We start from the raw sequence: 22,200 nt of genomic DNA, 5'->3' as shown, positions 1-22,200 counted from the left end.
CTTCCAGTCAGAAATACATAAGGTCGTGGCCATCTCACCGGTCATCGTTCCTAACCAGGACTGATCGTTTCTGCACTGATCTGCACTGACTGAGTTGGAGGACTCGTGCGCTACAGATTCCTCGCCCCGAGCGCGGTTGCCGCCTGCCTGCTGCTGGCGATCCCGGCATCGGCCGCACAGCCCGCTCCGGGCGCCCCGGGCGTCGGTGACAGCTACTACCCGGAGAGCGGGAACGGCGGGTACGACGTCTCGCACTACGACCTGCGGCTGAAGTACCAGCCGAAGACCGACCTGCTGGAGGGCACGGCGACCCTGATCGCCACCACCAAGCAGCACCTGACCAGCTTCAACCTGGACTTCGGACTGCCCGTCAGCGAGGTGCGGGTGGGCGGCAAGAAGGCGTCGTTCAGCACCGCCGGCAAGCACGAGCTGGTCGTCACCCCGGCCACGCCGCTGGCCAAGGGCAAGCAGATCTCGGTCGTCGTCCGGTACGCGGGCAAGCCCTCCGACCTGGCGATCGACGGCTTCACCGCCTGGGCCCGTACGCCCGACGGCGGGGTCATCGCGCAGGAGCCCGAGGGCTCCGCCTGGTGGTTCCCCGGCAACGACCACCCCACCGACAAGGCGACGTACGACGTCTCCATCTCGGTGCCGGACGGCACCCAGGCCATCTCCAACGGCGTGCTGCTCTCGGAGTCCTCGAAGCTCGGTTGGACCCGCTACAACTGGCGCTCGGACAAGCCGCAGGCGACCTACCTGGCCACGCTCGCCATCGGCAAGTTCGACATCACCAAGGACACCACGGCCTCCGGCCTGCCGGTGATCAACGCCTTCAGCAAGGACCTGGGCGCCAACGACGGCGCGGCCCGCGCGAGCATCGAGCGCAGCACCGAGGTCACCGAGTGGCTGGAGACGGTGTTCGGGGACTACCCGTTCAACTCGGTCGGTGGGTACGTGCCGAACGTGCCGGCCGGGTACGCGCTGGAGACCCAGACCCGCCCGTTCTACGGCAAGAAGGCGTTCGACCGGGGCAGCAACGTCTCCGTCGTCGTGCACGAGCTGGCCCACCAGTGGTACGGCGACAGCGTCTCCCTCAAGGACTGGAAGGACATCTGGGTCAACGAGGGCTTCGCGCGCTACAGCCAGTGGCTGTGGTCCGAGAAGGAGGGCGAGGGCACCGCGCAGGAGCTGGCCCAGTACGCCTACGACCAGCACCCGGCCGATGACCCGTTCTGGCAGGTCAAGCCGGGCGACCCGGGCCCGGACAACCAGTTCCACGGGGCCGTCTACGACCGCGGCGCCATCGCCCTCCAGGCGCTGCGCAACGAGATCGGCGACGAGGACTTCTTCGCCATCCTGAAGGACTGGCCGACCGCCAACAAGTACGGCACCGCCTCGGTGAAGGACTTCGTCCACTTCGCCGAGAAGGCGTCGGGCAAGCCGCTGGCCGAGCTCTTCGACACGTGGCTGTACACCGACAGCAAGCCGGCCACCGGCGTCGCCCACGAGGCGGGCATCGCCCGCAGCGCGAAGGCGTCCGCCGCCCCCTCGGCGACCGCGTCCCTGAAGCAGCCCAAGTCCTGGAAGCAGATCCAGGCCACCAACTCGGTGCACGACCACGGCGACCACGGCCACCAGCACTGACGGCCGCGGTCGGCCCCACAGGGCTGACCGCCGCGGTGGCCGGGGCTCCGCCCAGGGCGCGCCGACGTGCGTGGGCCGTACGGGCGCGTGGGCCGTACGGGCGCGTGGGCATGGGCGCGGCCTTCAGCCCTCAGCACCCGTCCTCGTCCGCGGGCCCCGACGGCGCGTCCGACTGCGGCAGGGGGAGGAACCAGTCGTCCGAACCCTCGCTGCTGAGCGCCCAGCAGACGGCGCCCGGCAGGACGGGGCCGATCAACAGGGCCGGCTCGAACCCGGTGGACGCCGTCGTCACCGCGATGCCCAGCACCCCGAGCGCCACGGCCACCACCTCGTAGCCGTAGACCAGCTTGCAGGCGAGCAGCGAGCGCCGGAAGAAGCAGAAGCCGGCCACCAGCAGGCACAGCGCCAGGGCGAAGAAGAAGACGGCGAGGAACTGGAGCGGGCCCTCGGCCTCCACCGGTTGGCCGTGCTCATGCCGCTCGTCGATGCGGGAGAGCACGTACCAACCCGACACGGCCCAGACCACCACCTGCAACCACAGCGCGACGACGCTGAACCTGACCGCTGCCGGCATACCGGTCGGTGTGTGATCGTCCTGCTCGTCCATGGCGGGCAACTCCCTGTGGCCGGTCCGCATGGCCTGTGTGGCATGCCGGGCAGTGTCACAGCCGCCGGGTGGGACCGGTCCCACCCAGGTCACCGGCCCACGGGGCCCGCGCCGGCCGACCGGCCTCTCCCTGGCGCCCCGTCACCCCGCACCCGCGCCACACCCCGAGCGACCACGAGACCCACCGACCGAACCGAACGCCCAGGGACACCACCGGGCGACCCGAACAGCCCAAGCAACTCTGAGCAACCCCGAGCAACCCCGAGCAACCGCAGCCACCCCCAACAACCCACGCCACGTCCCGGGCAACCCTGACCCCGACCAGCCCCTTCGCGAGCAACCCGGGCGGCGCGTCCGCACCTATCGCGCGTCGTCGGCCCAGATCGTCTCCCGGTAGGTGTAGCGCCGCTCCGGCTCGGGGCGCAGTTCGACCAGGGCCATCGGCTTGTGGTGCGGGTTGCCGTTGGCGTCGAAGGCGATCGGGCCGCTCACCCCGGGCACCGTACGGCTCTGGCCGATCTGGAGCAGCATGTTGCGCACGCCGGCCGCGTCCACCGCGTCGCCGCCCTGCGGGCCGGCCGCCGCCCGGATGGCGGTGCCGAGGGTGAGGACCGAGTCGTGCCCCATCATCGCCTGGCCGCTCTGGAGGTCGCGGTCCCCGCCGAAGGCCAGGTCGTAGGCGTCGGCGAAGGCGGGGAAGGGGTTGTCGGCCCTGGCCGGGTAGATGCGGGCGGCGCCGGACGGATGGGCGTAGGCCGTGTACAGCACGCGCAGACCGGTGTTCGCCCGCCACCGGGCGAGCACGTCGCCGCCGACCGCGCCGTCACCGGTGGCCGGCGGGTCGTAGAAGACCCCCAGCGCACTGGAGCCGGAGAGCACGGTCAGCGGGCAGTTGCGCCCGGGGGCGGTCAGCGCCTCGATGAACAGCTTGAGCTCCCGGCCGCGACCGGCGAAGTACACCGCGTCCAGCCGGCGTTCGGGACGGCAGACGGTCTCCGCGATGCCGGCCAGCGTGTTGGCCGCCGAGGGGCTGCCGGAGACGAAGCGGTGGCCGTTGGGCGTCTCAAGGCGCAGCTCGGCGGCCTTCGCGGCCCGCACGAAGGCGGTGCCGAGCGACTGGTTGTAGGTGTCGTCCCGCTTGATGTCGCGCACCACGTCCAGCCGGAAGCCGCGGGTCTGTCGCCGTTTGAGGTAGGCGGCGGCGACGGCGGTCTGGTCGGTGTTGGGCGAGGAGACGCGGAAGAACGTCGGGTCGGGGGTGGCCAGGTCGTCGGCGGCCACGGTCGAGCCGACCATCGGCACCTCGGCCGCGCGCAGCGCTCCGACGGCCGCCCGGGTGGTGGAGGTGCTCTGGCCGAAGCCGGCGACGGCCACCAGTCGACCGGCGTCCCCGCGCGCCAGGGCGACCAGTTGGGAGACGAGCGGGCGCCACTGTTCGCCGCCCTGGCCGCTGTTCGCGAGCAACAGCTTGATCTGTGGCGTGCGGCCCCGGCCGCCGCCCCGGTTCAGCTCCACCTGGGCCAGGTAGGCGCCCTCGATGGCCTGTCGGATCACCTCGGGCGAGCGGTCGCTGTGGGCCGGGGTGTCGGCGCGGCGGGTCATCGGCTCGGTGTAGGCGATGGCCACCCAGTCCTCGCCGGACTCCGCCACCCGCTGGTTCTCCGCCCGGATCTTCGCACTGACCTCGGCGAGCTCCGCGCTGAACACGTACGAGCCGTCGGTGACGCCCACGCACTCCTGCGCCGGGCCGCGCTCGACCACCCCGTCGGCGCACCGGTGGTCCGTGCCCCACCAGCGGTCGGCCGCCATCGGCAGCCCGACCGCCACCAGCGCCATGCCCACCAGGGCGACCAGCGTCCACAGGTGCCAGCGCACCGGTGGCCGCGCCGGGGTGAACCGTCGTGCACTCGCCTCGCTCACCAGGGCTCCCCCTCGTACTGGGCCGCCTTGGCCAGCAGCACCGGATACCAGTCGGCGCTGTCGGTGTGCGCGGCCAGGGTGCGGAAGCGGGCCGCGATCTCGCCGTAGAGCTTGGCGTACGGGTCGCCGAGCGGGTTGCGGTACGGGTCGCCCGCGCGGTCGGTCTCGGCGCTGGTGGGCGGCTCGGGCGCGATCCAACTCGCCGCCAGGAGCCGGGTGACGGTGCGCAGCCTGCTGTCGATCTCGCCCTCGGCGAGGAAGGCGACGCGCTGTTCGTAGTGTTCCCAGGGCGGGCCCTCCAGGGCGCCGCCGGGAGCGTGTACGGGGGCCCGGCGCAGCCGGCACAGCTCCGTGCACCACTCCTGGGGCGTGCCCTGTTCGAACCGGTCGTTGAGGTAGTGCGCGGCGGCCGGCAGGTCGCCGACGGCCAGTGCGTGGTAGGCGGCGACGCCGGGCGCGCTCTCGGCGGCCCTGGTCCGCAGGGCGGTGTGCGCGGCGTGCCAGGGCGAGGGCGCCGCGTCCCCCGTGCCCGGGCCCGCGCCGGCCCCCGCTGCGTCGGCGGCGGCCAGCTTGCGCAGCAGCAGGAAGCGGAGCACCGGGTGCGGGGTCTCGGGCCTGCCGTCGGCCGCCCGGTCGCCGGTGTCGATGTGCAAGGTGCACAGCACGTCCGCGCAGAAGTCCTCGAACTCCTTCTGCACGGCGGCGTCCGCCTCGTCCCACAGGGTGCGGGCGGCGCCCGCCTGGGCCAGGTCGACGGCGGCCGACGCCCGGGTCAACACCCGGACCAGTTCGCCGCTGGCGCCGATCGGCAACAGGCGCGCCAGCAACTCGTCCACCAGCGGGCCGGACGGCTCGAAGCTGCGGCGCAGCCGCTCGTCCCAGGCCAGTTGCTCACCGTGGGTCAGCAGGGCGTCCAGCACCCGGGCGGTGGCGGCCGGCTGGCCGCGGGTGAGTTCGTACACGGCCCAGCCCAGCCACTTCACGCCGCTGTCCACCTGCGGCGGCGGCACCTGGTGGCCGGCGGTCCGCAGGATCTGTCTGGCCTGCTGTTCCACCTCGTGCCGGTGCAGGTCGCGGAGTTGGCCCACGCGCAGGCCGGGGGCGACCCGCTCGGGGGCGAACCTGGCCTGCCCGGCCGGCCAGCGGCCCGGGTAGCCGCCCGGTGGCGGCGGGCCGCCCCAGGAGAAGGTCTTCAGGACCTCCGGGTAGCTGCCCGCACAGGCCACCACGAGCAGCGGATCGCCCCCGTCGACCCGCCGTCTGGCCTCCAGCAGGTGGCGCAGGAACTGGTCGCCGAGCGGGCAGTCCACGTTGTCGAGCAGGACCAGGCAGCGGGTGGTGCGGCGGCGGGCCCCGCGGCCCTGGTAGGCGCGGCACAGGTCGTCGACGAAGGCCCGGAAGAGCACGGCTTCGGCGCGCCCGCGCTGGCTCTCCTCCTGCGCCCCGTAGCGGCTGTTGAGCGCCAGCAGGAAGGTGCTGACGGGCTGGTGCGGGGCCGAGCGGCGCAGCCTGGCCAGCCGCCAGCGGGTGCGCAGCTTCGCCCAGCCGCCGCGCCACTGCGGCAGCAGCAACAGGGCGGCCCGTACCAGGGCGGGGGCGCCGAGGGTGGCGGCTGCGTCGGCGAAGGTGGCGAGCGAGTCGGTCCGCTGGTCGGGCGGGCCGGCCAGGGCCTGTTCCATCTCCCGTACGGCGCGGTCCCGCGCGGTGCCGTCGACCTCGGTGGCCACGGCGATGGCCAACAGGGCGAAGGAGGGGAAGTCCAGCGGCGGGAAGTCCCGTTTGCGGGCGTTGAGGTCGAAGACGAGGGCGGCCAGCGCGTCGATCGGTTTGCCGCCGTCGCGGCCGAGCGCGGCCAGGTCGAGGTGGGCCACCGGGGCGCGCTCGGCCCAGTCGGCGAGGTGCCGCAGCAAGGTGGTCTTGCCGCTGCCGCGCGGGCCGAGCAGCAGCGTGGTCTCCGGCGCGGCGGCGCTCGCGGTGGGGGGCCGGTTACGGCCGGGCCCGCCGGCGGTGGGGGCACGGTGCAGCCGTCGTTCGACGTACTCCTCCACGGCCCGGTCCCGTTCTGACGCCCCAGCCCGCTCCAGCCTCATGCCGACCCCCGTCGCTCTCGTTCCCCGTGGCGCGCATGACCATAAGAAAGCGGTAAATGGGGTGCGACACAAGGAATGTGACGGGGTTGCGGATGACGTAGCGACGAACGGGTGTCGTCTACGGGGCCTACGTCACCTCGCCGATGGGCGTCGGAGGGGTGCCGCGGGGGCTTGGTGGTACGGGATGCGGGCGGCGGGCACGGGGCTTCGATCCGGGGCGTGGGCGGGGGCTTCGGCGCGGGGCCGCAGCGGCGACCGGAGCACGGGTGCCGCCGCCGTGCCGTGCCTGCACCGCGCCCGGCCGCGTCCCCGCGCCCGCCCCCGCCCCGGCGCTCACTTCTCGGCGTCGACCGCCCCGCCCTGCGCGGCGCTGGTCTCGCGCACCCGGCCGCGTACCACGAACCAGCCGACGACCAGGCCGATGACGATGACCGGGGCCAGCATCACGGTGTCCCGGCCGACCCCGCCGTCGTACCACATGAGCACGATCACGCTGGCCAGGAAGGCGATGGTGGCGATCTCGGTGTACGGCGAGAAGGGCAGCCGGAAGGCGGGGCGGGTGAGTTGGCCGGCCTCGGCGCGGCGGACGAAGACGATGTGGCAGAGCATGATCGAGGACCAGGCGGCGATGATGCCGAGCGCTGCGATGTTGATCACGATCTCGAACGCCTTGCCCGGCACCACGTAGTTCAGGCCCACGCCGGCCACACAGACCGCCGAGGTCAGCATGATGCCGCCGTACGGCACCTGATGACGGTTCATCAGGCCGGTGAAGCGCGGCGCCGAGCCCGCCTTGGCCATCGAGCGCAGGATGCGGCCGGTGGAGTAGAGACCGGAGTTGAGGCTGGACATGGCGGCCGTGAGGACCACCAGGTTCATCACGTGGCCCGCGGCCGGTACGCCGATCTTGGACAGTACGGTGACGAACGGGCTCTCACCCTCGCTGTAGCCGTCCCAGGGCATCAGCAGGGCCAGCAGGATGACCGAGCCGACGTAGAAGATGCCAACCCGCCACATGATGGAGTTGACGGCCCGCGGGACGACCTTCTCCGGCTCGGCGGTCTCACCGGCGGTGACGCCGACCAACTCGACGGCGGAGTAGGCGAAGACCACGCCCTGGAGGACCACGACCACCGGCAGCAGCCCGGTCGGGAAGATGCCGCCGTTGTCGGTCAGGACACTGACGCCCGGCGTCTCGCCGCCCACCTCGTGCTGGGTGACCAGCAGGAAGATGGCGATGGCCATGAAGATCACCAGCGCCGCGACCTTGATGATGGCGAACCAGAACTCCAACTCGCCGAAGATCTTCACGGAGATCAGGTTGAGCGACAGCACCACGGCCAGCGCGATCAGCGCCAGCACCCACTGCGGGATGTCGCTGAACATGCTCCAGTAGTGCGTGTACAGCGCGATGGCCGTGATGTCCGCGATGCCGGTGGTCGACCAGTTCACCACGTACATCCAGCCCGCGACGTACGCGCCCTTCTCGCCCAGGAACTCCCGCGCGTAGGAGACGAAGGAGCCGGACGAGGGCCGGTAGACCACCATTTCGCCCAGTGCGCGCACCACGAGGAAGGCGAAGAACCCGCAGACGGCGTACGCGATGGCCAGCGCGGGCCCGGCGGACTCCAGGCGTCCGCCGGCGCCCAGGAACAGGCCGGTGCCGATCGCACCGCCGATCGCGATCATGTTGATGTGGCGCGCCTTGAGGTCCTTGCTGTACCCCGCGTCACCCGCGTCCTGCACGACCTCGCCGGGATTCGGCGCGGTTCCGTCCTGAACGGCCTCGTTGCTCACGAACTATGCCTTTCGCCTTGGGGGAAGCGCATGCCAATTGGTCTGGGCCAGTGGACCGGTGGCCCGCGGCAGTCTCACATCTGGGGAACGCCCCGCACGCCCACTCGTGGGTCTTCTCACATCACGTCCACCTCCGCGGTGACCTGCGCGGAGCCGGTGCGGATCGGATGCCGGCCGGGGGCCGGGACGACGCGCCGCCGATGCCGCGTCCACCGGCCTTGGACACCGACGGTCCGTGTACGGGAGGTTTCACAGGGGCGGTGCGACAGCAATACTGTTGAACCCAGACGTACCCCGTGCCGCGTACGCACCGGGCCCCGACCGGCCGCCCCACGGCACCCGAGCGGTCAGAGAGCGAGGCGCAGCCGATGACGGTGCCGGCGACCAGCGACCCCAGCGGCCCGGGCGACGAAGGGGCGCCGGGCACGGACCCCGCGCCCGGCCACGCCGCGCCGGACCAGACCGCACCGGGCCAGACCGCACCGGCCGGCGGCAGCGCCACCAAGCTCGGCCTGACCATCGACGAGTTGGCGGCCCGGGCCGGGGTGACGGTGCGCACGGTGCGCTTCTACGGCACCCGCGGCCTGCTCCCGCCGCCGCTCATCGGGCCGCGCCGGGTGGGCCGGTACGGGCCCGAGCACCTGTCGCGGCTCGCCCTGATCGAGGAACTCCAGCACCACGGCATGACGCTGGCCGCCATCGAGCGCTACCTCCAGCAGTTGCCGCCCGACATCAGCGCCCACGACCTGGCCATCCACCGGGCGCTGGTCGCCTCCTGGACGCCGGACGCGGCGGCCGAGACCGACCGCGCGGCGCTGGAACGCCGGGCCGGCCGGGCCCTGACCGAAGAGGACCTGGACCGGTTGGCCGCGATGGACGTGCTGGAGCGCACCGCCGACCCCGAGGTGTTCCGCGTCGACCCGGCCATCCTGCACCTGGGCATCAGACTGCTCGACGTGCCCATCCCGCTGGAGACGGTGCGGGCGGCCCGCGCCGTCGTCCTGGACCACTCGCGCACCGCGGCCCGCGAGCTGAGCCGCCTCTTCCGCGACGAGGTGTGGGGCCCGCACCGCGCCGGCCAACCGGCCCCCGACCTGTCGGCCATGCGGTCGCTGTCCGCGCACATGCAACCGATGGTCGTCCAGGCCCTGGTGACCGCCTTCCAGCGGTCACTGCGCGAGGAGTTGCGGGCCGGCTACGGGGAGCGCGACCCGGCCGGGTGACGTGCCCGGCCGGGTGGACACTCACGCGTCCGTGAACCGCTCCCCGCGCTCGGCCTTCTCCAGCAGCAGGGTCGACGGCGCGAAGCGGTCGCCGTAGCCGGCCTGGAGTTCCCGGGCGCGGGCGACGAAGCCGGGCAGGCCGCCCCGGTAGCCGTTGATGTACTGGAGGACACCGCCGGTCCAGGCCGGGAAGCCGATGCCGAAGAGGGAGCCGATGTTGGCGTCGGCCACCGAGGTCAGCACGCCCTCTTCGAGGCACCGCACGGAGTCCAGCGCCTCGGCGAACAGCATCCGCTCCACCAGGTCGTCGAAGGGCACGTCGGGCGCGCCGTCCGGCTCGCCGAAGTGCTCGCGCAGGCCGGGCCACAGGCCGGCCCGCTCGCCGTCCACGTAGTCGTAGAAGCCGGCGCCACCGCTGCGCCCCGGGCGGTCGAACTCCACCACCATGCGGTCGATGACCGCCTCCGCCGGGTGTCCTGGCCAGACGCCGCCGGCCTCTTCGACGGCCCGCTTGCTCTCCTCGCGGATCTTGCGCGGCAGGGTCAGGGTCAGTTCGTCCATCAGGGAGAGCACCTTGGCCGGGTAGCCGGCCTGGCCCGCGGCCTGTTCGATGGTGGGGGCCGGGACGCCTTCGGCGAGCATGGCGACGCCCTCGTTGAGGAACTGGCCGATGACGCGGGAGGTGAAGAAGCCGCGGGAGTCGTTGACCACGATCGGGGTCTTGTTGATCTGCCGGACCAGGTCGAAGGCGCGGGCCAGCGCCGCGTCCCCGGTCTTGCCGCCCTTGATGATCTCCACCAGCGGCATCTTGTCCACCGGCGAGAAGAAGTGCAGGCCGACGAAGTCCACCGGCCGCTGCACGCCCTCGGCCAGCAGCGTGATGGGGAGCGTGGAGGTGTTGGAGCACAGCAGCGCGTCCGGTGCCACGACGGACTCGATCTCGCGGAAGACCTGGTGCTTGAGCTCGGTGTTCTCAAAGACCGCCTCGATCACCGCGTCACAGCCCGCCAGGTCCTGCGGATCGGAGGTGGGCCGGATGCGGGCCAGCAGCGCGTCCGCCTTCTGCTGGCTGGTCCGGCCGCGGGAGACCGCCTTGGCGCACAGCTTCTCCGAGTAACCCTTGCCCCGGTCAGCGGCCTCCTGGCTGACGTCCTTCAGGACGACCTCGATGCCGGCCCTGGCGCAGGAGTAGGCGATGCCGGCGCCCATCATGCCGGCGCCGAGCACGGCGACCTTGCGCACGGTGTGCTGCGCGCCGTCCTGCGGCCGGTTGGCGCCCGAGTTGACGGCCTGGAGGTCGAAGAAGAACGCCTGCGTCATGTTCTTGGCGGTCTGGCCGGTGACCAACTCGGTGAAGTACCTGGCCTCGATGGTCTGCGCGGTCTCGAAGTCGACCTGCGCGCCCTCGACGCCCGCGGCCATGATGTTGCGCGGCGCCGGGTAGGGGGCGCCGTTGAGCTGCTTCTTGAGGTTGGCCGGGTAGGCGGGCAGGTTGGCCGCGAACTTGGGGTGGGCCGGGGTGCCGCCGGGGATCTTGTAACCATCGGTGTCCCACGGCTGCTGCGCCGTGGGGTGCTCGTCGATGAACGCCCGTGCCTTGGCGATGAGTTCGTCCCGGTCGGCGGCGAGCTCGTGGATCAGGCCGGCCTCCAGGGCGCGGGCCGGGGCGTACTGGGTGCCCTGGAGCAGCACCTTCAACAGCGCGTCGGTGATGCCGAGCAGGCGTACGGTGCGGACCACGCCGCCGCTGCCGGGCAGCAGGCCGAGGGTGACCTCGGGCAGCCCGATCTTGCCGCCGGACCCGTCGACGGCGATGCGGTGGTGGCAGGCGAGGGCGATCTCGTAACCGCCGCCGAGCGCGGCGCCGTTGATGGCCGCCACGACCGGCTTGCCGAGGGTTTCGATGCGGCGCAGGTCGCGCTTGAGCGCCAGGCTGGCGTCGAAGACCTGCTGGGCCTGGTCCGGGGTGATAGCGATCAGGTCGCGCAGGTCGCCACCGGCGAAGAAGGTCTTCTTGGCGGAGGTGACGATGACGCCGCGGACCGTGTCGCGCTCGGCTTCCAGCCGGTCGGCGACGGCGGTCAGCGACGTCTTGAAGGCGGCGTTCATGGTGTTCGCCGACTGGTCCGGGTCGTCCAGGACCAGGGTGACCACGCCCGTGTCGTCCTGTTCCCAGCGGATGGTGGTGGGCTGCGGGGACTGCTCGGTGCTCATCTGTCTGTCTCCGTATGAGGGGTTGGCGGCGGGGCGCTCAGACGCGCTCGACGACGGTGGCGACGCCCATGCCGCCGCCCACGCACAGCGTGATCAGGCCGTACCGCTGCGCGCGGCGTTCCAGTTCGTCGATGACGGTGCCGAGCAGCATGGCGCCGGTGGCCCCGAGCGGGTGGCCGAGCGCGATGGCACCGCCGTTGACGTTGACCTTGTCCAGGCTCAGGCCCATGTCCTTGACGAAGCGCAGGACGACCGCGGCGAACGCCTCGTTGATCTCGACCAGGTCGATGTCGTCGATGGTCAGACCGGCCTTGGCCAGCGCCTTGCGGGAGGCGGGGGTGGGCCCGGTGAGCATGATGGTGGGGTCGGCGCCGGAGACGGCCGCCGAGACGATGCGGGCGCGCGGCGTCAGCCCGTACCGCTCCCCCACCTCCCTGCTGCCGATGGCCACCAGCGCGGAGCCGTCCACGATGCCGGAGGAGTTGCCGGCGTGGTGGACGTGGTTGATGGACTCCACCCAGTGGTACTTATGGAGCGCCACCGCGTCGAAGCCGCCCGCGTCGCCGATGGCGGCGAAGGAGGGCTTGAGGGAGGCCAGCGACTCGGCGGTGGTGCCGGGGCGCAGGTGTTCGTCGCGGTCCAGGACGGTCAGGCCGTTGCGGTCGCGGACCGGGACGACGGAGCGGTCGAAGCGGCCGTCCTTCCACGCCTGGGCGGCCCGCTCCTGGGAGAGCGCGGCGTAGGAGTCGACGTCGTGCCGGCTGAAGCCCTCGATGGTGGCGATCAGGTCGGCGCTGATGCCCTGCGGTACGAAGCCGGTCTCCAGGTTGGTCATCGGGTCGCCGAACCAGGCGCCGCCGTCGGAGGCCATCGGCACCCGGGACATCGACTCGACGCCGCCGGCCAGCACCAGGTCCTCCCAGCCGGAGCGGACCTTGGCTGCGGCGAGGTTGACGGCTTCCAGGCCCGAGGCACAGAAGCGGTTCTCCTGTACTCCGGCGACGGTGTCGGGCAGTCCGGCGGCCAGGGCGGCGATCTTGGCGATGTCCGAGCCCTGGTCGCCGATGGGTCCGACGACGCCCAGCACGATGTCGTCGATGGCGGCCGGGTCCAGGCCCGGGTGGCGCTCGCGCAGCGCGTGGATGAGGCCGACCACCAGGTCGATGGGCTTGGTGCCGTGCAGGGAGCCGGTGGCCTTGCCCCGCCCGCGCGGGGTGCGGATCGCGTCGTATACGTACGCTTCGGTGCTCACGTCGGAAGCCTTTCAGGGGTGCGGTACGGGGTGGGCCACCGGAGTCGGCGTGTCCGCGCGCACCGGGGCGGTGGGGTCAGGAGAGCAGGGACCGGCCGATGATCTCCTTCATGATCTCGGTGGTGCCGCCGTAGATCGTCTGGATGCGGCCGTCGGTGAAGGCCCGGGCAATGGGGTACTCGGCCATGTACCCGTATCCACCGTGCAGTTGGAGGCAGCGGTCGGTGACCCGCTTGAGGAGTTCGCTCGCCCACCACTTGGCCATGGAGGCGTGGGCGGCGTCCAGTTCGCCGGCGTCGTGGTCGACGATGCAGCGGTCCACGAAGGTGCGGGTGACGGCGCATTCGGTGGCCATTTCGGCGATCTCGAAGCGCACGTGTTGCAGCTTCGCCAGCGGCCGGCCGAACGCCTCGCGCTCCTTGACGTACGTGGTGGTCAGTTCGAGGAGGTGCTCGGCGCCGGCCAGCGAGGAGATCGCGATGTGCAGCCGCTCCTGGGCCAGGTTGTTCATCAGGTGGATGAAACCGCCGTTGAGCTCGCCGAGCAGGTTCTCCTTGGGGACGCGCGCGTCGTGGAAGAAGAGTTCCGCCGTGTCCTGCGACTTCTGCCCGAGCTTGGCGAGGTTGCGGCCCCGCTCGAAGCCGGACGTGTCCCGCTCGACCACCAGCAGGCTGGTGCCGTGCGCGCCGCCCTCGGGGGTGGTCTTGGCGACGACGACCACCAGGTCGGCGAGGATGCCGTTGGAGATGAAGGTCTTGGAGCCGTTGAGCAGCCAGTGATCGCCCTGGTCAGTGGCGGTGGTGCGGATGCCCTGGAGGTCGGAGCCGGCGCCGGGTTCGGTCATGGCGATGGCCGTGATGAGCTCGCCGCTACAGAAGCCGGGCAGCCAGCGGCGCCGCTGCTCCTCGGTGCCGAGCGAGGTCAGGTACGGGCCGATGACGTCGTTGTGCAGGCCGATGGCGATGCCGGGGGCGGCGGCACGGGCGAACTCCTCGGCGAGTACGGCGCTGTAGCGGAAGTCGGGCGTGCCGCCGCCCCCGTACTCCTCGGGCACCGCGAGGCCGAGCAGCCCCTGCCGCCCGGCGGCCAGCCAGGCGTCGCGGTCCACGATGCCGTTCGCCTCCCAGCGCTCGTAGTGCGGCAGCACCTCCTTGGCCAGGAAGGTGCGCACGGTCGTGCGGAACGCCTCGTGCTCGGCGGCGAAGATCTGGCGCTTCACTCGGTTCTCCTCGGGGGCTGCCGTACGGGTCCTGCGGGCGGGCGGGCCGGCGGGCGGGGCGCCGGCGGGGGCTTAGGGGGCGGCGGTCGGCCCGGTGAGCCGGGGGACGTCCCAGTCCGCGGCGACCTCGGCGGTGTCGGCGCCCGGCAGCGCGGGCGGCCGGCGCACGCTGCCCGGGGTGGCGGAGAAGCGGGGCGCGGGCGCGGGTTGCACGACGCCGGCGTGGTCGGTGAAGGTGCCGCGGGCGGCCAGGTGCGGATGGGTGGGCGCCTCGCGCAGCGAGAGCACGGGCGCCACGCACGCGTCCGACGGTTCGAACACCTCGGTCCACTCCTGCCGGGTACGGGTCTTGAAACGGGCCGCTACCTGGGCGCGCAGCTCTTCCCAGCGGGTCGTGTCGCCCTGTCCCGGAGCCTGGTCGGCGATCCCGATGAGGTTGGTGAACTCGGCGTAGAACTGCGGCTCAAGGGCGCCGACGGCCATGTAGCCGCCGTCGGCCGTCTCGTACACCCCGTAGAACGGGCAGCCGCCGTCGAGCAGGTTGACGCCGCGGTGGTCCTGCCAGGCGCCGGCGGCCAACATGCCGTGGATCATGGTGGACAGGTGGGCGGCGCCGTCCACGATGGCGGCGTCCACGACCTGTCCGGTGCCGCCGGGGGTGCGGGCGTGTTGCAGCGCCGCGAGGACGCCGATGACCAGGTAGAGCGAGCCGCCCGCGTAGTCGCCGAGCAGGTTGGCCGGGATGGCGGGCGGCGCGTCCGGGGCGCCGATCATGCCGAGCACGCCGGTGGTGGCGAGGTAGCCGATGTCGTGTCCCGCGCGCGGGGCGAGCGGTCCGTGCTGGCCCCAGCCGGTCATCCGGCCGTAGACCAGGCGCGGGTTGCGGGCCAGGCAGGCGTCGGGGCCGACGCCGAGCCGCTCGGCGACGCCGGGCCGCATGCCCTCGATGAGGACGTCGGCGCGCTCGACGAGGTCGAGCACGGTGTGCGGCCCCCGGTCGGACTTGAGGTCGACGGTCACCGAGCGCTTGTTGCGGTTGGTGAGGTCGTGCGCCGGGACGATGCCGAGGACCGGGCCGGTGGGGCGGTCGACGCGGACGACGTCGGCGCCGAGGTCGGCGAGGACCATCGCCGCGTACGGGCCGGGGCCGATGCCTGCCAGCTCCACGACCCGCACCCCGGTGAGCGGACCGTGCGGTGTTGCCGTCATCCGGCCCCCACGTCGTTGTGACACTTCTGCTGTAACACCGCCGATGCTAAGAACACGTTCCAGTTTCCACAAGCCCCCGGCGCGTCGGCGGCGGGGCGCGGGCGGCCCGGCCCGGAAAGACCGAAAGCCCCCGTCGGGCGGCCGAGTTGAGCCGGTGACGGGGGCCGCGGCAAGCGCGCGCCGCGGGTGCTGTGGGTGGTGGCGGTGTGTGGGCGGTGGCCGGCCCCCCGGGCGGTGGAGGGGCCTGTGGGTGATCGCGGATCTGTGGGCGGTGGCCGGCCCCGGGTGGTCACGGGGCCGTGGGTGATCGCGGGGCCGCGGGCGGTGGCCCTCAGTCGGCCGGGGCGCGGTCCGGCAGTCCGGTCGGGGCCGGTGGAGTCGGTGGGACCCGCGGGGTGGGCCGGGCCGTGGGGACCAGGTGGTCGTCGGGTCCGTCCGGGTCGGTCAGCCGGGCCAGCCGGCGCGGCACGTCGCAGCCGACGAGCACGATCACCACCAGGGTGAGCCCGAAGGTGAGCACGGCCAGCGCCCGGCCGAGCGGCATCCCCTCGGCCAGATGGGCGCCGAGCACCGGGGCGACCGCGCCGCCGAGCGCGCCCACGTTGTAGACGAAGCCGAGCGAGGCGGCCCGGTTGCCGGTCGGGAAGTGGCTGGCGATGTACTTGGGCAGGATGCCGGAGATGCCCTGGCTGAGCGCCAGGAGTCCGAAGAGCAGCACGCCGAGCGCCACCAGGTGGTCCTGGACGGCGAAGACCGGGAAGACGAAGGCGAGCGAACCGGTCAGGGTCAGGGCGTAGGCGCGCCGGGTGCCGATCCAGTCGCCGACGAAGCCGGCGAGCCAGCAGCCGCACATGGTGCCGAAGCCCGCGTAGAACATGACGTCGGCGACCTGGCCCGGCGCGTACCCGAGTTCGGTCTTGAGGTAGGTGGGCAGCAGAGCCTGGATCGGCCAACTGTAGAGGAAGGCACAGAAGACGGTGGCCATCAGCGACACGTACAGGATCCACTGCCGCCGGCCGCCGACCTGCACGCCGAAGGCGATCAGCGCGCCCGCGGCCAGCAGCGACAACGGCCACACCAGGCCCTTGCCGAGCGGGGTGAAGACGCAGAACAGCGCGGCGCTGGCGACGACCGTGAGGGTCACGTTGAGCCAGCTCCGGCGGCGGTCGGCGAAGAGCGGGGCGAACGGGTTCGGCCGCTGCCCGCCGGTGGCCGCCTGCGCGCTCCACTCCTCGGCCTCCGGCAGCGCGCGGCGTACCCACAGGGCGACGAGCACGGGCAGCACGCCGATCCAGAACATCCAGCGCCAGCCCCACTGCGGGACCAGCCACTCGTACAGCTTGGCGGCGATGATGGTGCCGCCCGCGTAGCCGGAGATGAGGAATCCGGAGGCGCGGTTGCGCAGCCGCGGCGGCCAGCTCTCCAGGACGTAGGTGGCGCTGGCGCTGTACTCGCCGGCCATCCCCATGCCGATCAGCAGCCGGGCGACGAAGAGGCTGGCGTAGCCCCAGGCGAAGCCGCAGGCGAAGGTGCCGAGGGAGTACAGCAGGATGCTGATGATCATGGCGGACTTGCGGCCGTAGCGGTCGCCGAGCGCGCCGAGCAGTGCGCCGCCGAGCCAGCGGGTGATGAACGCGGCGGAGACCAGGCTGGCCGCCTGCACCCCGCTGAGGTCGAACTCGTCGGCGATCTCGGTCAGCACCAGGGTGATCAGGACGAAGTCGAAGCCGTCCAGGAGGTAGCCGAGCCAGGCCGCGAACATGGCCTTCCACTGGCCCGGTGACACCTGGCGGTACCAGCGCGGGCGGGCCGTGCCGCCGGTGCCCTTCACGTGACCGCTGTCCTTCATGAGAGCAGACCCGCCCCTTCCAGCAGCTTGCGCACCCGCTCCACGGCGGCGGCGTCGAGCGGGACCTGCGGGGCGGCGGTGTGCGGGTGGTCGATGACGCCGAGCAGGTGGAGCGCGGCCTTGAAGCCGCCGAGCCCGGCCGAGCTGCCGCCCATCAGGGCCGGGTCGCCGGCGTCGGTGAGGGCGAACAGGGCGACGAGCCGGTCCTGTTCGGCGGCGGCCTCGGCCCATCGGCCGGCCCTGGCGTGGGCGTAGAGCCGCAGGTAGCCGGCCGGGTCCACGTTGCCGAGGCCGGGCACCACGCCGTGCACGCCGGCCAGCAGGTCCCCGTCCACCACCAGTTCGCTGCCGGTCAGTACGGAGAACCGGTCGGCCAGGCCCGCCTCCCGGGCCTCGACCAGCAGCCGGCGCAGTGCGCCCGCGTCGCCGCTGCTGTCCTTGAGCCCGGCCAGCGTCCCCTCGACGGCCAGCGGGAGCACCACGGACGCGGTGAGCTTGGTGTGCACGGAGGCCGGGATGTCGTACGCGAACAGCGGGAGCTGGCTGCCGGCCCTGATGCGCCGGAAGTGGTCGGCGACCTCGACCGGATGGGTGCGGGTGTAGAAGGGGGCGGTGGCCACGATCGCGTCGGCGCCGCTGGCCGCGGCGCTGGCGGCGTGCTCGCGCACCCGGGCGGTGGTCATGTCGATGGCCCCGGCGAGCACCGGCACCCGGCCGGCCGCGGTCGTCACCACCGTCTCCAGCGCGGTGCGGCGCTGGGCGTCGGTGAGGTAGGCGGCCTCGCCGCTGGAGCCGAGGGCGAACAGCCCGTGCACGCCCGCGTCGAGCAGCCGGCGGGTGAGCGCGGCCAGCGAGCGGGTGTCCACGTCGCCGGTGGGGGTGAGCGGGGTGCACAGCGGCGGGACGACGCCGGTGAGGGGAACCGGAAAGCGCATCAGGACCAGCTTTCTACGGGGGTGTCGGCCAGGGTGGGGGGCGGCGCTAGTGCGCCGCCAACGGCGGCGGGAGCGACGACTGCGGCGGACACGACGGCTGTGGTGGACGCGACGGCGGGGACGGGGACGGTAGCGAGGGCGGCGGCTGGGACGGCGAAATTCACGAAAACCACGAGAATGCTGTAATGGCGATAATAAGGACGTCGGACGTCCCATGATGGGGGTGAATGTGACGGAGCGCCGCACGCCTGTCAAGCACACGGCGCCCGGCCGCGGCGCATTGACTGATCGTCAAGAGCTGCCTAGCGTGACGGCTTCCCGCCCCTCCCCCCGCACCAGCCTCGCGGCGCCCCCCACCGCACCCCGGGCCGGCCCCGGTATCCCTGCCCACCCGGCTGCCCTCTCCCACCCGACCCACCGCGCAACTCCCGCTGCCTCTCGCCCGCCCCACCACTCCCGTGAATTCCCGCCCAACCGCCCCCGTACGACCGGTCCCCGGGCCCGCCCGTGACCGTGGAAGGACACCATGTCGCGCTCCTATCCCGGCCCACCGCGCGCCTATGACCTGGTGCTCTTCGGCGCCACCGGCTTCGCGGGCGCACTGACCGCCGGGTATCTGGCCGAGCATGCGCCACCCGGGTTCCGCTGGGCGCTGGCCGGGCGCAGTCGGGAGCGGCTTGCGGCGGTACGCGCCGGGTTGGCCGCCGCGGACCCGGCCCACGCCGAGTTGCCGCTGCTCACCGCTGACAGCGCCGACCCGGCCGCGCTCGCCGCGCTGGCGGCCCGTACCCGGGTGGTCGCGAGCACCGTCGGCCCGTACCTGACGCACGGCGAGCCGCTGGTCGCCGCGTGCGCGGCGGCCGGTACGGACTACCTCGATCTGACCGGGGAACCGGAGTTCGTGGACCTGATGTATTTGCGCCACCACGCGCGCGCCCACGCGACCGGGGCCCGCCTGGTGCACGCCTGCGGCTTCGACTCGGTGCCGGCCGACCTCGGCGCCCGCTACACGGTGGGCCTGCTGCCGACCGGGGCGCCGCTGCGGGTGGACGGCTACGTACGCACCAACGCCACGATCTCCGGCGGCACCCTGGCCTCGGCGCTGACCGTCATCTCCCGGCCGGTCGCGATGGCGCGCACGGCCCGGGCCAGACGCCGCAGGGAGCCGCCCCCGGCAGGGCGTACGGTGCGCGCACCGCTGGGTGCGCCGCACCACAGCCGGGCCGTCGGGGCCTGGGGGCTGCCGCTGCCGACCATCGACCCGCAGGTGGTGGCGCGTTCGGCCGCCGCGTCCGAGCGGTACGGGCCGGCCTTCAGCTACCGCCACTTCGCGGCCGTGCAGCGGCTGCCGGTGGCCGTCGCCGCGGTGGCCGGGGCCGGGGCGTTGGCGGCGGCCGTACAGGTGCCGCCGGTACGGGCCTGGCTCGCCGGCCGCCGCGGCCCGGGCGATGGGCCGGACGCGCAGCGGCGGGCCGAGAGCTGGTTCGCGGTGCGCTTCGTGGGGCGCGGCGGCGGGCGGCGCGTGGTCACCGAGGTCTCCGGCGGCGACCCGGGCTACGCGGAGACCGCGAAGATGCTGGCCGAGGCCGCGCTCTGTCTGACCCAGGACGACCTGCCGACCACGGCGGGCCAGGTCACGCCGGCCACGGCGATGGGCGACGCCCTCACCGCCCGGCTGGTCCGCGCCGGGTTGGTCTTCCGGGTGGTGGCACAGGGCTGAGGTGCGGCAGCGGCGTCCCGGGCCGCACCGCGCCCAGTCATCGCGGTGACGCGACCGCCCGCGCCGCCCTGCCACGGGCCACCGCCCCGCCCGCGCCGCCCCTCGGCGGGCGGCCACCCCGCGGGCGGGCCGGGTCCGTCCCGCGCGCCCGCGGCCCATCCGCCACCCGGAACGCGATGTCCGATATCCGCCAGAACCTCCATCCGCAGACGACCACGATGGTGCGCATGAGCACCGACACACACACCCAGCACACAGGGCACACAAGGCACACAGAGAGCACAGAGAACGCAGAGCACACCCAGCGTGCTCGCCCCGCCGCCGGAGTCGCGCCCGACTCCGCAGCAGCGGCGCCCCGTTACGAGATCCGGGCCATCGCCCCCGACGTGGTGAGCGCGCTGCGGGTGCGCGACGACGCGGGCGAGGCGCCCCGGACCCACGTCAGCGAGAACGGCGGCACACCCCTGCGCTGCTGCCTGGGCCGCAGCGAGCCCGGCGAGCGGATGCTGCTCGTCTCGTACGCGCCGCTGCGCCGCTGGGCCGCCGAGACCGGCGCCGACCCGGGCGCGTACGACGAGGTCGGCCCGGTCTTCATCCACCCCGAGCCGTGCGGTGGCTGGACCCCGGACGCGGCGGCTGCGGGCCGCTATCCGGAGCCGATGCGGGGCGAGCGGCGGGTGCTGCGCGCCTACGGGGCCACCGGCCAGATCCTCGGCGGGCGACTGTTGATCGAGGGGAGCGCGGACCACGGCGAGAGCGTGGAGGAGGCGCTTGCCACCTGGTACGAGGACCCGCGGGTGGCCGCGGTGCACATCAGGGCCGTGGAGTTCGGCTGCTTCCACGCGGAGACCCGACGGGTGGGCTCGGCCGGGGCCGCGTGAGTCTCACGCCCCGGTGGGCCCGGGCGGCCGGGCGGGCCGGAGCGGCCTGACGGATCGGGGCGGCGCGGTGGATCGGGGCGGGCCGGTGCGTGCTGGCCGCCAGGTGGGCCGGGGCGGGCGGTGGATCAGGGCCGTCCGGTGGGGCGGGGTCGGTGCGGCGGGGCTCAGTCCCACAGGTTGCTGATCACGCCCGCGTACGAGGTGCACAGTTGCCAGGTCAGCCAGAACGCGCCGTACACGATGCCGATCATCAGCACCGTGGCCACGATCGGGTCCACCCGGCGCTGCCAACGGGACCGGTTCATCGACTGGTAGTCATGCTCTGCCATGCCCTCAAGATACCGATAAACGCGTCGGCACCCCGAGCGGCCGGTGTCGCTAGCCGTGCTCGGCGGCGAGCGCGGCCAGGGCCCGGCGGCACGCGCCGTCGGCCGCCCGGGTGGTCTCCGGCAGCCGGTAGCGGGGGCTGAGCAGCAGCGTGTGGGCGCAGGCCGCGTCCAAGGTCATGCGGTGGCCGACCGAGACGAAGACCGGCTTCACACCCGGCTGGGTGCGCAGCGCCCGGCCCACCTCCTCCGCCCCCTCCCCTGGCTCGGCTGGTCCGGTCCCCGCTCCGGCTGCCGTCCCGGCTGTAGCCGCGTCCCACAGGGGCGCGCTCGCGCCACGGCCCGGGCCCGGCGGGTCGTACCGGAAGGCGAAGGGGTTCTTGGCGACGCCGATGGTGGCAAGGCCGGTCAGCACCCCGAGGTGGCTGGCCAGCCCGAACCTGCGCGGGTGGGCGAGGCCGTAGCCGTCACAGACCACCAGGTCGGGCGCATGGCCCAGGCGCTCGATGGCGGCCAGCACGGTGGGCACCTCCCGGAAGGCCAGCAGCCCCGGCACGTACGGGAAGGTCACCCGGCCGACCGCCGTGGCCCGGGCAACCTCCGTCAGCGTCCGGGCGTCGAGCGCGACCGCAGCCGCGGCGACCAGGTCCCGCGCGTCGTCGTACGCCACGTCCACGCCGACCACCACGCCGGGCGCGCCGGGTGCGAAGGCGGTGCTGGTCGCGTCGACGCCGGCGCGCAGCCGCTCCTGGACGGCGGTGGCCTCGGCCTCGGTACGCGGCCAGTCGGCGGGCACCCGGGCCACGGCCGGCGGGTTCTGGGGGGCGGGGGATGACGCGGGAGTGCTGGGTCTCATGGCAGGGAGCACGCTACGGGAGGCGAAACGGTTGCCCGGCACCGGCCGCGGCGATCACCGGCGGGCGCCCGGCGTTAGCCTGGCGGGCATGTTCGTACTAGAGCTGACCTACACCGCTCCGCTGGAACGCGTCGACGCCCTGCTTGAGGACCACGTGGACTGGCTGACCACGCACTACGACGCGGGGACCTTCATCGCCTCCGGCCGCAAGGAACCGCGCGACGGCGGCGTGATCATCGCCGTCGGCGCGGACCGGGCGGGCATCGAGGAGGTGGTGGCGGCCGATCCGTTCACCGTGGAGGGCGTCGCCACGTACCGGATCACGGAGTTCGTGGCCACCAAGACCGGACCCGAGCTCGCCGCCTACCGGCAGCAGCCGCCGGCCTGATCCGGGTTGCGCCACGGGGCGCGACCCGGACCCCGGCTCGGCGGCACAGTCAGCGACCCCACCGCACGGC

17 protein-coding genes are annotated in these 22,200 nt (G+C 73.2%); 5 read left to right on the top strand and 12 right to left on the bottom strand.

Features of this window, described 5'->3' with window-relative positions:
• The first annotated feature begins 105 nt into the window (after positions 1 to 105).
• Positions 106 to 1,644, top strand: a complete 1,539-nt coding sequence (locus ACMA1D_RS01300) for a M1 family metallopeptidase (protein WP_414721950.1) — start codon at positions 106 to 108, stop codon at positions 1,642 to 1,644.
• 130 nt (positions 1,645 to 1,774) lie between these two features.
• Here ACMA1D_RS01300 and ACMA1D_RS01295 read toward each other — a convergent pair whose 3' ends face one another.
• The 4 genes from ACMA1D_RS01295 to ACMA1D_RS01280 all read right to left on the bottom strand — a co-directional run bounded on the left by ACMA1D_RS01295 (position 1,775) and on the right by ACMA1D_RS01280 (position 8,058).
• Positions 1,775 to 2,251: a hypothetical protein gene (locus ACMA1D_RS01295; RefSeq protein ID WP_414721949.1), complete on the bottom strand. Its 477-nt coding sequence runs from the start codon at positions 2,249 to 2,251 to the stop codon at positions 1,775 to 1,777.
• A 360-nt stretch (positions 2,252 to 2,611) separates the two neighbouring features.
• A complete protein-coding gene (locus tag ACMA1D_RS01290) occupies positions 2,612 to 4,171 on the bottom strand; it encodes an ABC transporter substrate-binding protein (protein WP_414721948.1) in 1,560 nt (519 codons plus the stop codon).
• Positions 4,168 to 6,261, bottom strand: coding sequence for an ATP-binding protein (locus ACMA1D_RS01285; RefSeq protein WP_414721947.1), 2,094 nt, complete (start codon positions 6,259 to 6,261; stop codon positions 4,168 to 4,170). Before ACMA1D_RS01285 ends, ACMA1D_RS01290 begins: the two co-directional genes overlap by 4 nt.
• A gap of 333 nt (positions 6,262 to 6,594) precedes the next feature.
• Positions 6,595 to 8,058 (bottom strand): amino acid permease, encoded by a 1,464-nt coding sequence (locus ACMA1D_RS01280; RefSeq protein ID WP_414721946.1) that lies wholly within the window; start codon positions 8,056 to 8,058, stop codon positions 6,595 to 6,597.
• 368 nt (positions 8,059 to 8,426) lie between these two features.
• On the opposite strand from ACMA1D_RS01280, the gene ACMA1D_RS01275 reads away from it, so the two are divergent.
• Complete coding sequence (locus ACMA1D_RS01275) at positions 8,427 to 9,281, top strand: MerR family transcriptional regulator (protein ID WP_414721945.1); 855 nt, start codon at positions 8,427 to 8,429, stop codon at positions 9,279 to 9,281.
• A gap of 21 nt (positions 9,282 to 9,302) precedes the next feature.
• Here the strand turns inward: ACMA1D_RS01275 and ACMA1D_RS01270 are convergent, their stop codons facing one another.
• The 6 genes from ACMA1D_RS01270 to ACMA1D_RS01245 all read right to left on the bottom strand — a co-directional run bounded on the left by ACMA1D_RS01270 (position 9,303) and on the right by ACMA1D_RS01245 (position 17,959).
• Complete coding sequence (locus ACMA1D_RS01270; RefSeq protein ID WP_414721944.1) at positions 9,303 to 11,495, bottom strand: 3-hydroxyacyl-CoA dehydrogenase NAD-binding domain-containing protein; 2,193 nt, start codon at positions 11,493 to 11,495, stop codon at positions 9,303 to 9,305.
• A 37-nt stretch (positions 11,496 to 11,532) separates the two neighbouring features.
• Positions 11,533 to 12,747, bottom strand: coding sequence for an acetyl-CoA C-acetyltransferase (locus ACMA1D_RS01265; protein ID WP_414721943.1), 1,215 nt, complete (start codon positions 12,745 to 12,747; stop codon positions 11,533 to 11,535).
• Between the two features lie 76 nt (positions 12,748 to 12,823).
• The gene (locus tag ACMA1D_RS01260) at positions 12,824 to 13,966 is read right to left on the bottom strand and encodes an acyl-CoA dehydrogenase family protein (protein ID WP_414721942.1); all 1,143 of its coding nucleotides are present in this window, start codon (positions 13,964 to 13,966) and stop codon (positions 12,824 to 12,826) included.
• 72 nt (positions 13,967 to 14,038) lie between these two features.
• Positions 14,039 to 15,175, bottom strand: a complete 1,137-nt coding sequence (locus ACMA1D_RS01255) for a CaiB/BaiF CoA transferase family protein (RefSeq protein ID WP_414721941.1) — start codon at positions 15,173 to 15,175, stop codon at positions 14,039 to 14,041.
• A 331-nt stretch (positions 15,176 to 15,506) separates the two neighbouring features.
• The gene (locus ACMA1D_RS01250; protein ID WP_414721940.1) at positions 15,507 to 17,024 is read right to left on the bottom strand and encodes a sialate:H+ symport family MFS transporter; all 1,518 of its coding nucleotides are present in this window, start codon (positions 17,022 to 17,024) and stop codon (positions 15,507 to 15,509) included.
• Positions 17,021 to 17,959: a dihydrodipicolinate synthase family protein gene (locus ACMA1D_RS01245; RefSeq protein ID WP_414721939.1), complete on the bottom strand. Its 939-nt coding sequence runs from the start codon at positions 17,957 to 17,959 to the stop codon at positions 17,021 to 17,023. Before ACMA1D_RS01245 ends, ACMA1D_RS01250 begins: the two co-directional genes overlap by 4 nt.
• 526 nt (positions 17,960 to 18,485) lie before the next feature.
• Between ACMA1D_RS01245 and ACMA1D_RS01240 the strand changes: the two genes are divergently transcribed.
• The gene (locus ACMA1D_RS01240; protein WP_414721938.1) at positions 18,486 to 19,679 is read left to right on the top strand and encodes a saccharopine dehydrogenase family protein; all 1,194 of its coding nucleotides are present in this window, start codon (positions 18,486 to 18,488) and stop codon (positions 19,677 to 19,679) included.
• A gap of 227 nt (positions 19,680 to 19,906) precedes the next feature.
• The gene (locus tag ACMA1D_RS01235) at positions 19,907 to 20,560 is read left to right on the top strand and encodes a DUF1203 domain-containing protein (RefSeq protein WP_414721937.1); all 654 of its coding nucleotides are present in this window, start codon (positions 19,907 to 19,909) and stop codon (positions 20,558 to 20,560) included.
• Between the two features lie 164 nt (positions 20,561 to 20,724).
• Here the strand turns inward: ACMA1D_RS01235 and ACMA1D_RS01230 are convergent, their stop codons facing one another.
• Complete coding sequence (locus ACMA1D_RS01230; RefSeq protein WP_349997081.1) at positions 20,725 to 20,889, bottom strand: hypothetical protein; 165 nt, start codon at positions 20,887 to 20,889, stop codon at positions 20,725 to 20,727.
• 49 nt (positions 20,890 to 20,938) lie between these two features.
• Positions 20,939 to 21,742 (bottom strand): endonuclease V, encoded by an 804-nt coding sequence (locus tag ACMA1D_RS01225; protein ID WP_414721936.1) that lies wholly within the window; start codon positions 21,740 to 21,742, stop codon positions 20,939 to 20,941.
• Positions 21,743 to 21,830: 88 nt separating this feature from the next.
• Here ACMA1D_RS01225 and ACMA1D_RS01220 point away from each other — a divergent pair, with 88 nt between their 5' ends.
• Positions 21,831 to 22,130 (top strand): YciI family protein, encoded by a 300-nt coding sequence (locus tag ACMA1D_RS01220; RefSeq protein ID WP_414721935.1) that lies wholly within the window; start codon positions 21,831 to 21,833, stop codon positions 22,128 to 22,130.
• The last annotated feature ends 70 nt before the right edge of the window (positions 22,131 to 22,200 follow it).

Origin of the sequence: Streptomyces sp. 796.1, from assembly GCF_047525675.1 — a bacterium.
Taxonomy (GTDB): Bacteria; Actinomycetota; Actinomycetes; order Streptomycetales; family Streptomycetaceae; genus Streptomyces.
Note: the sequence above shows the minus strand (reverse complement) of the source record. Positions and strands in the feature narration are given on the sequence as shown.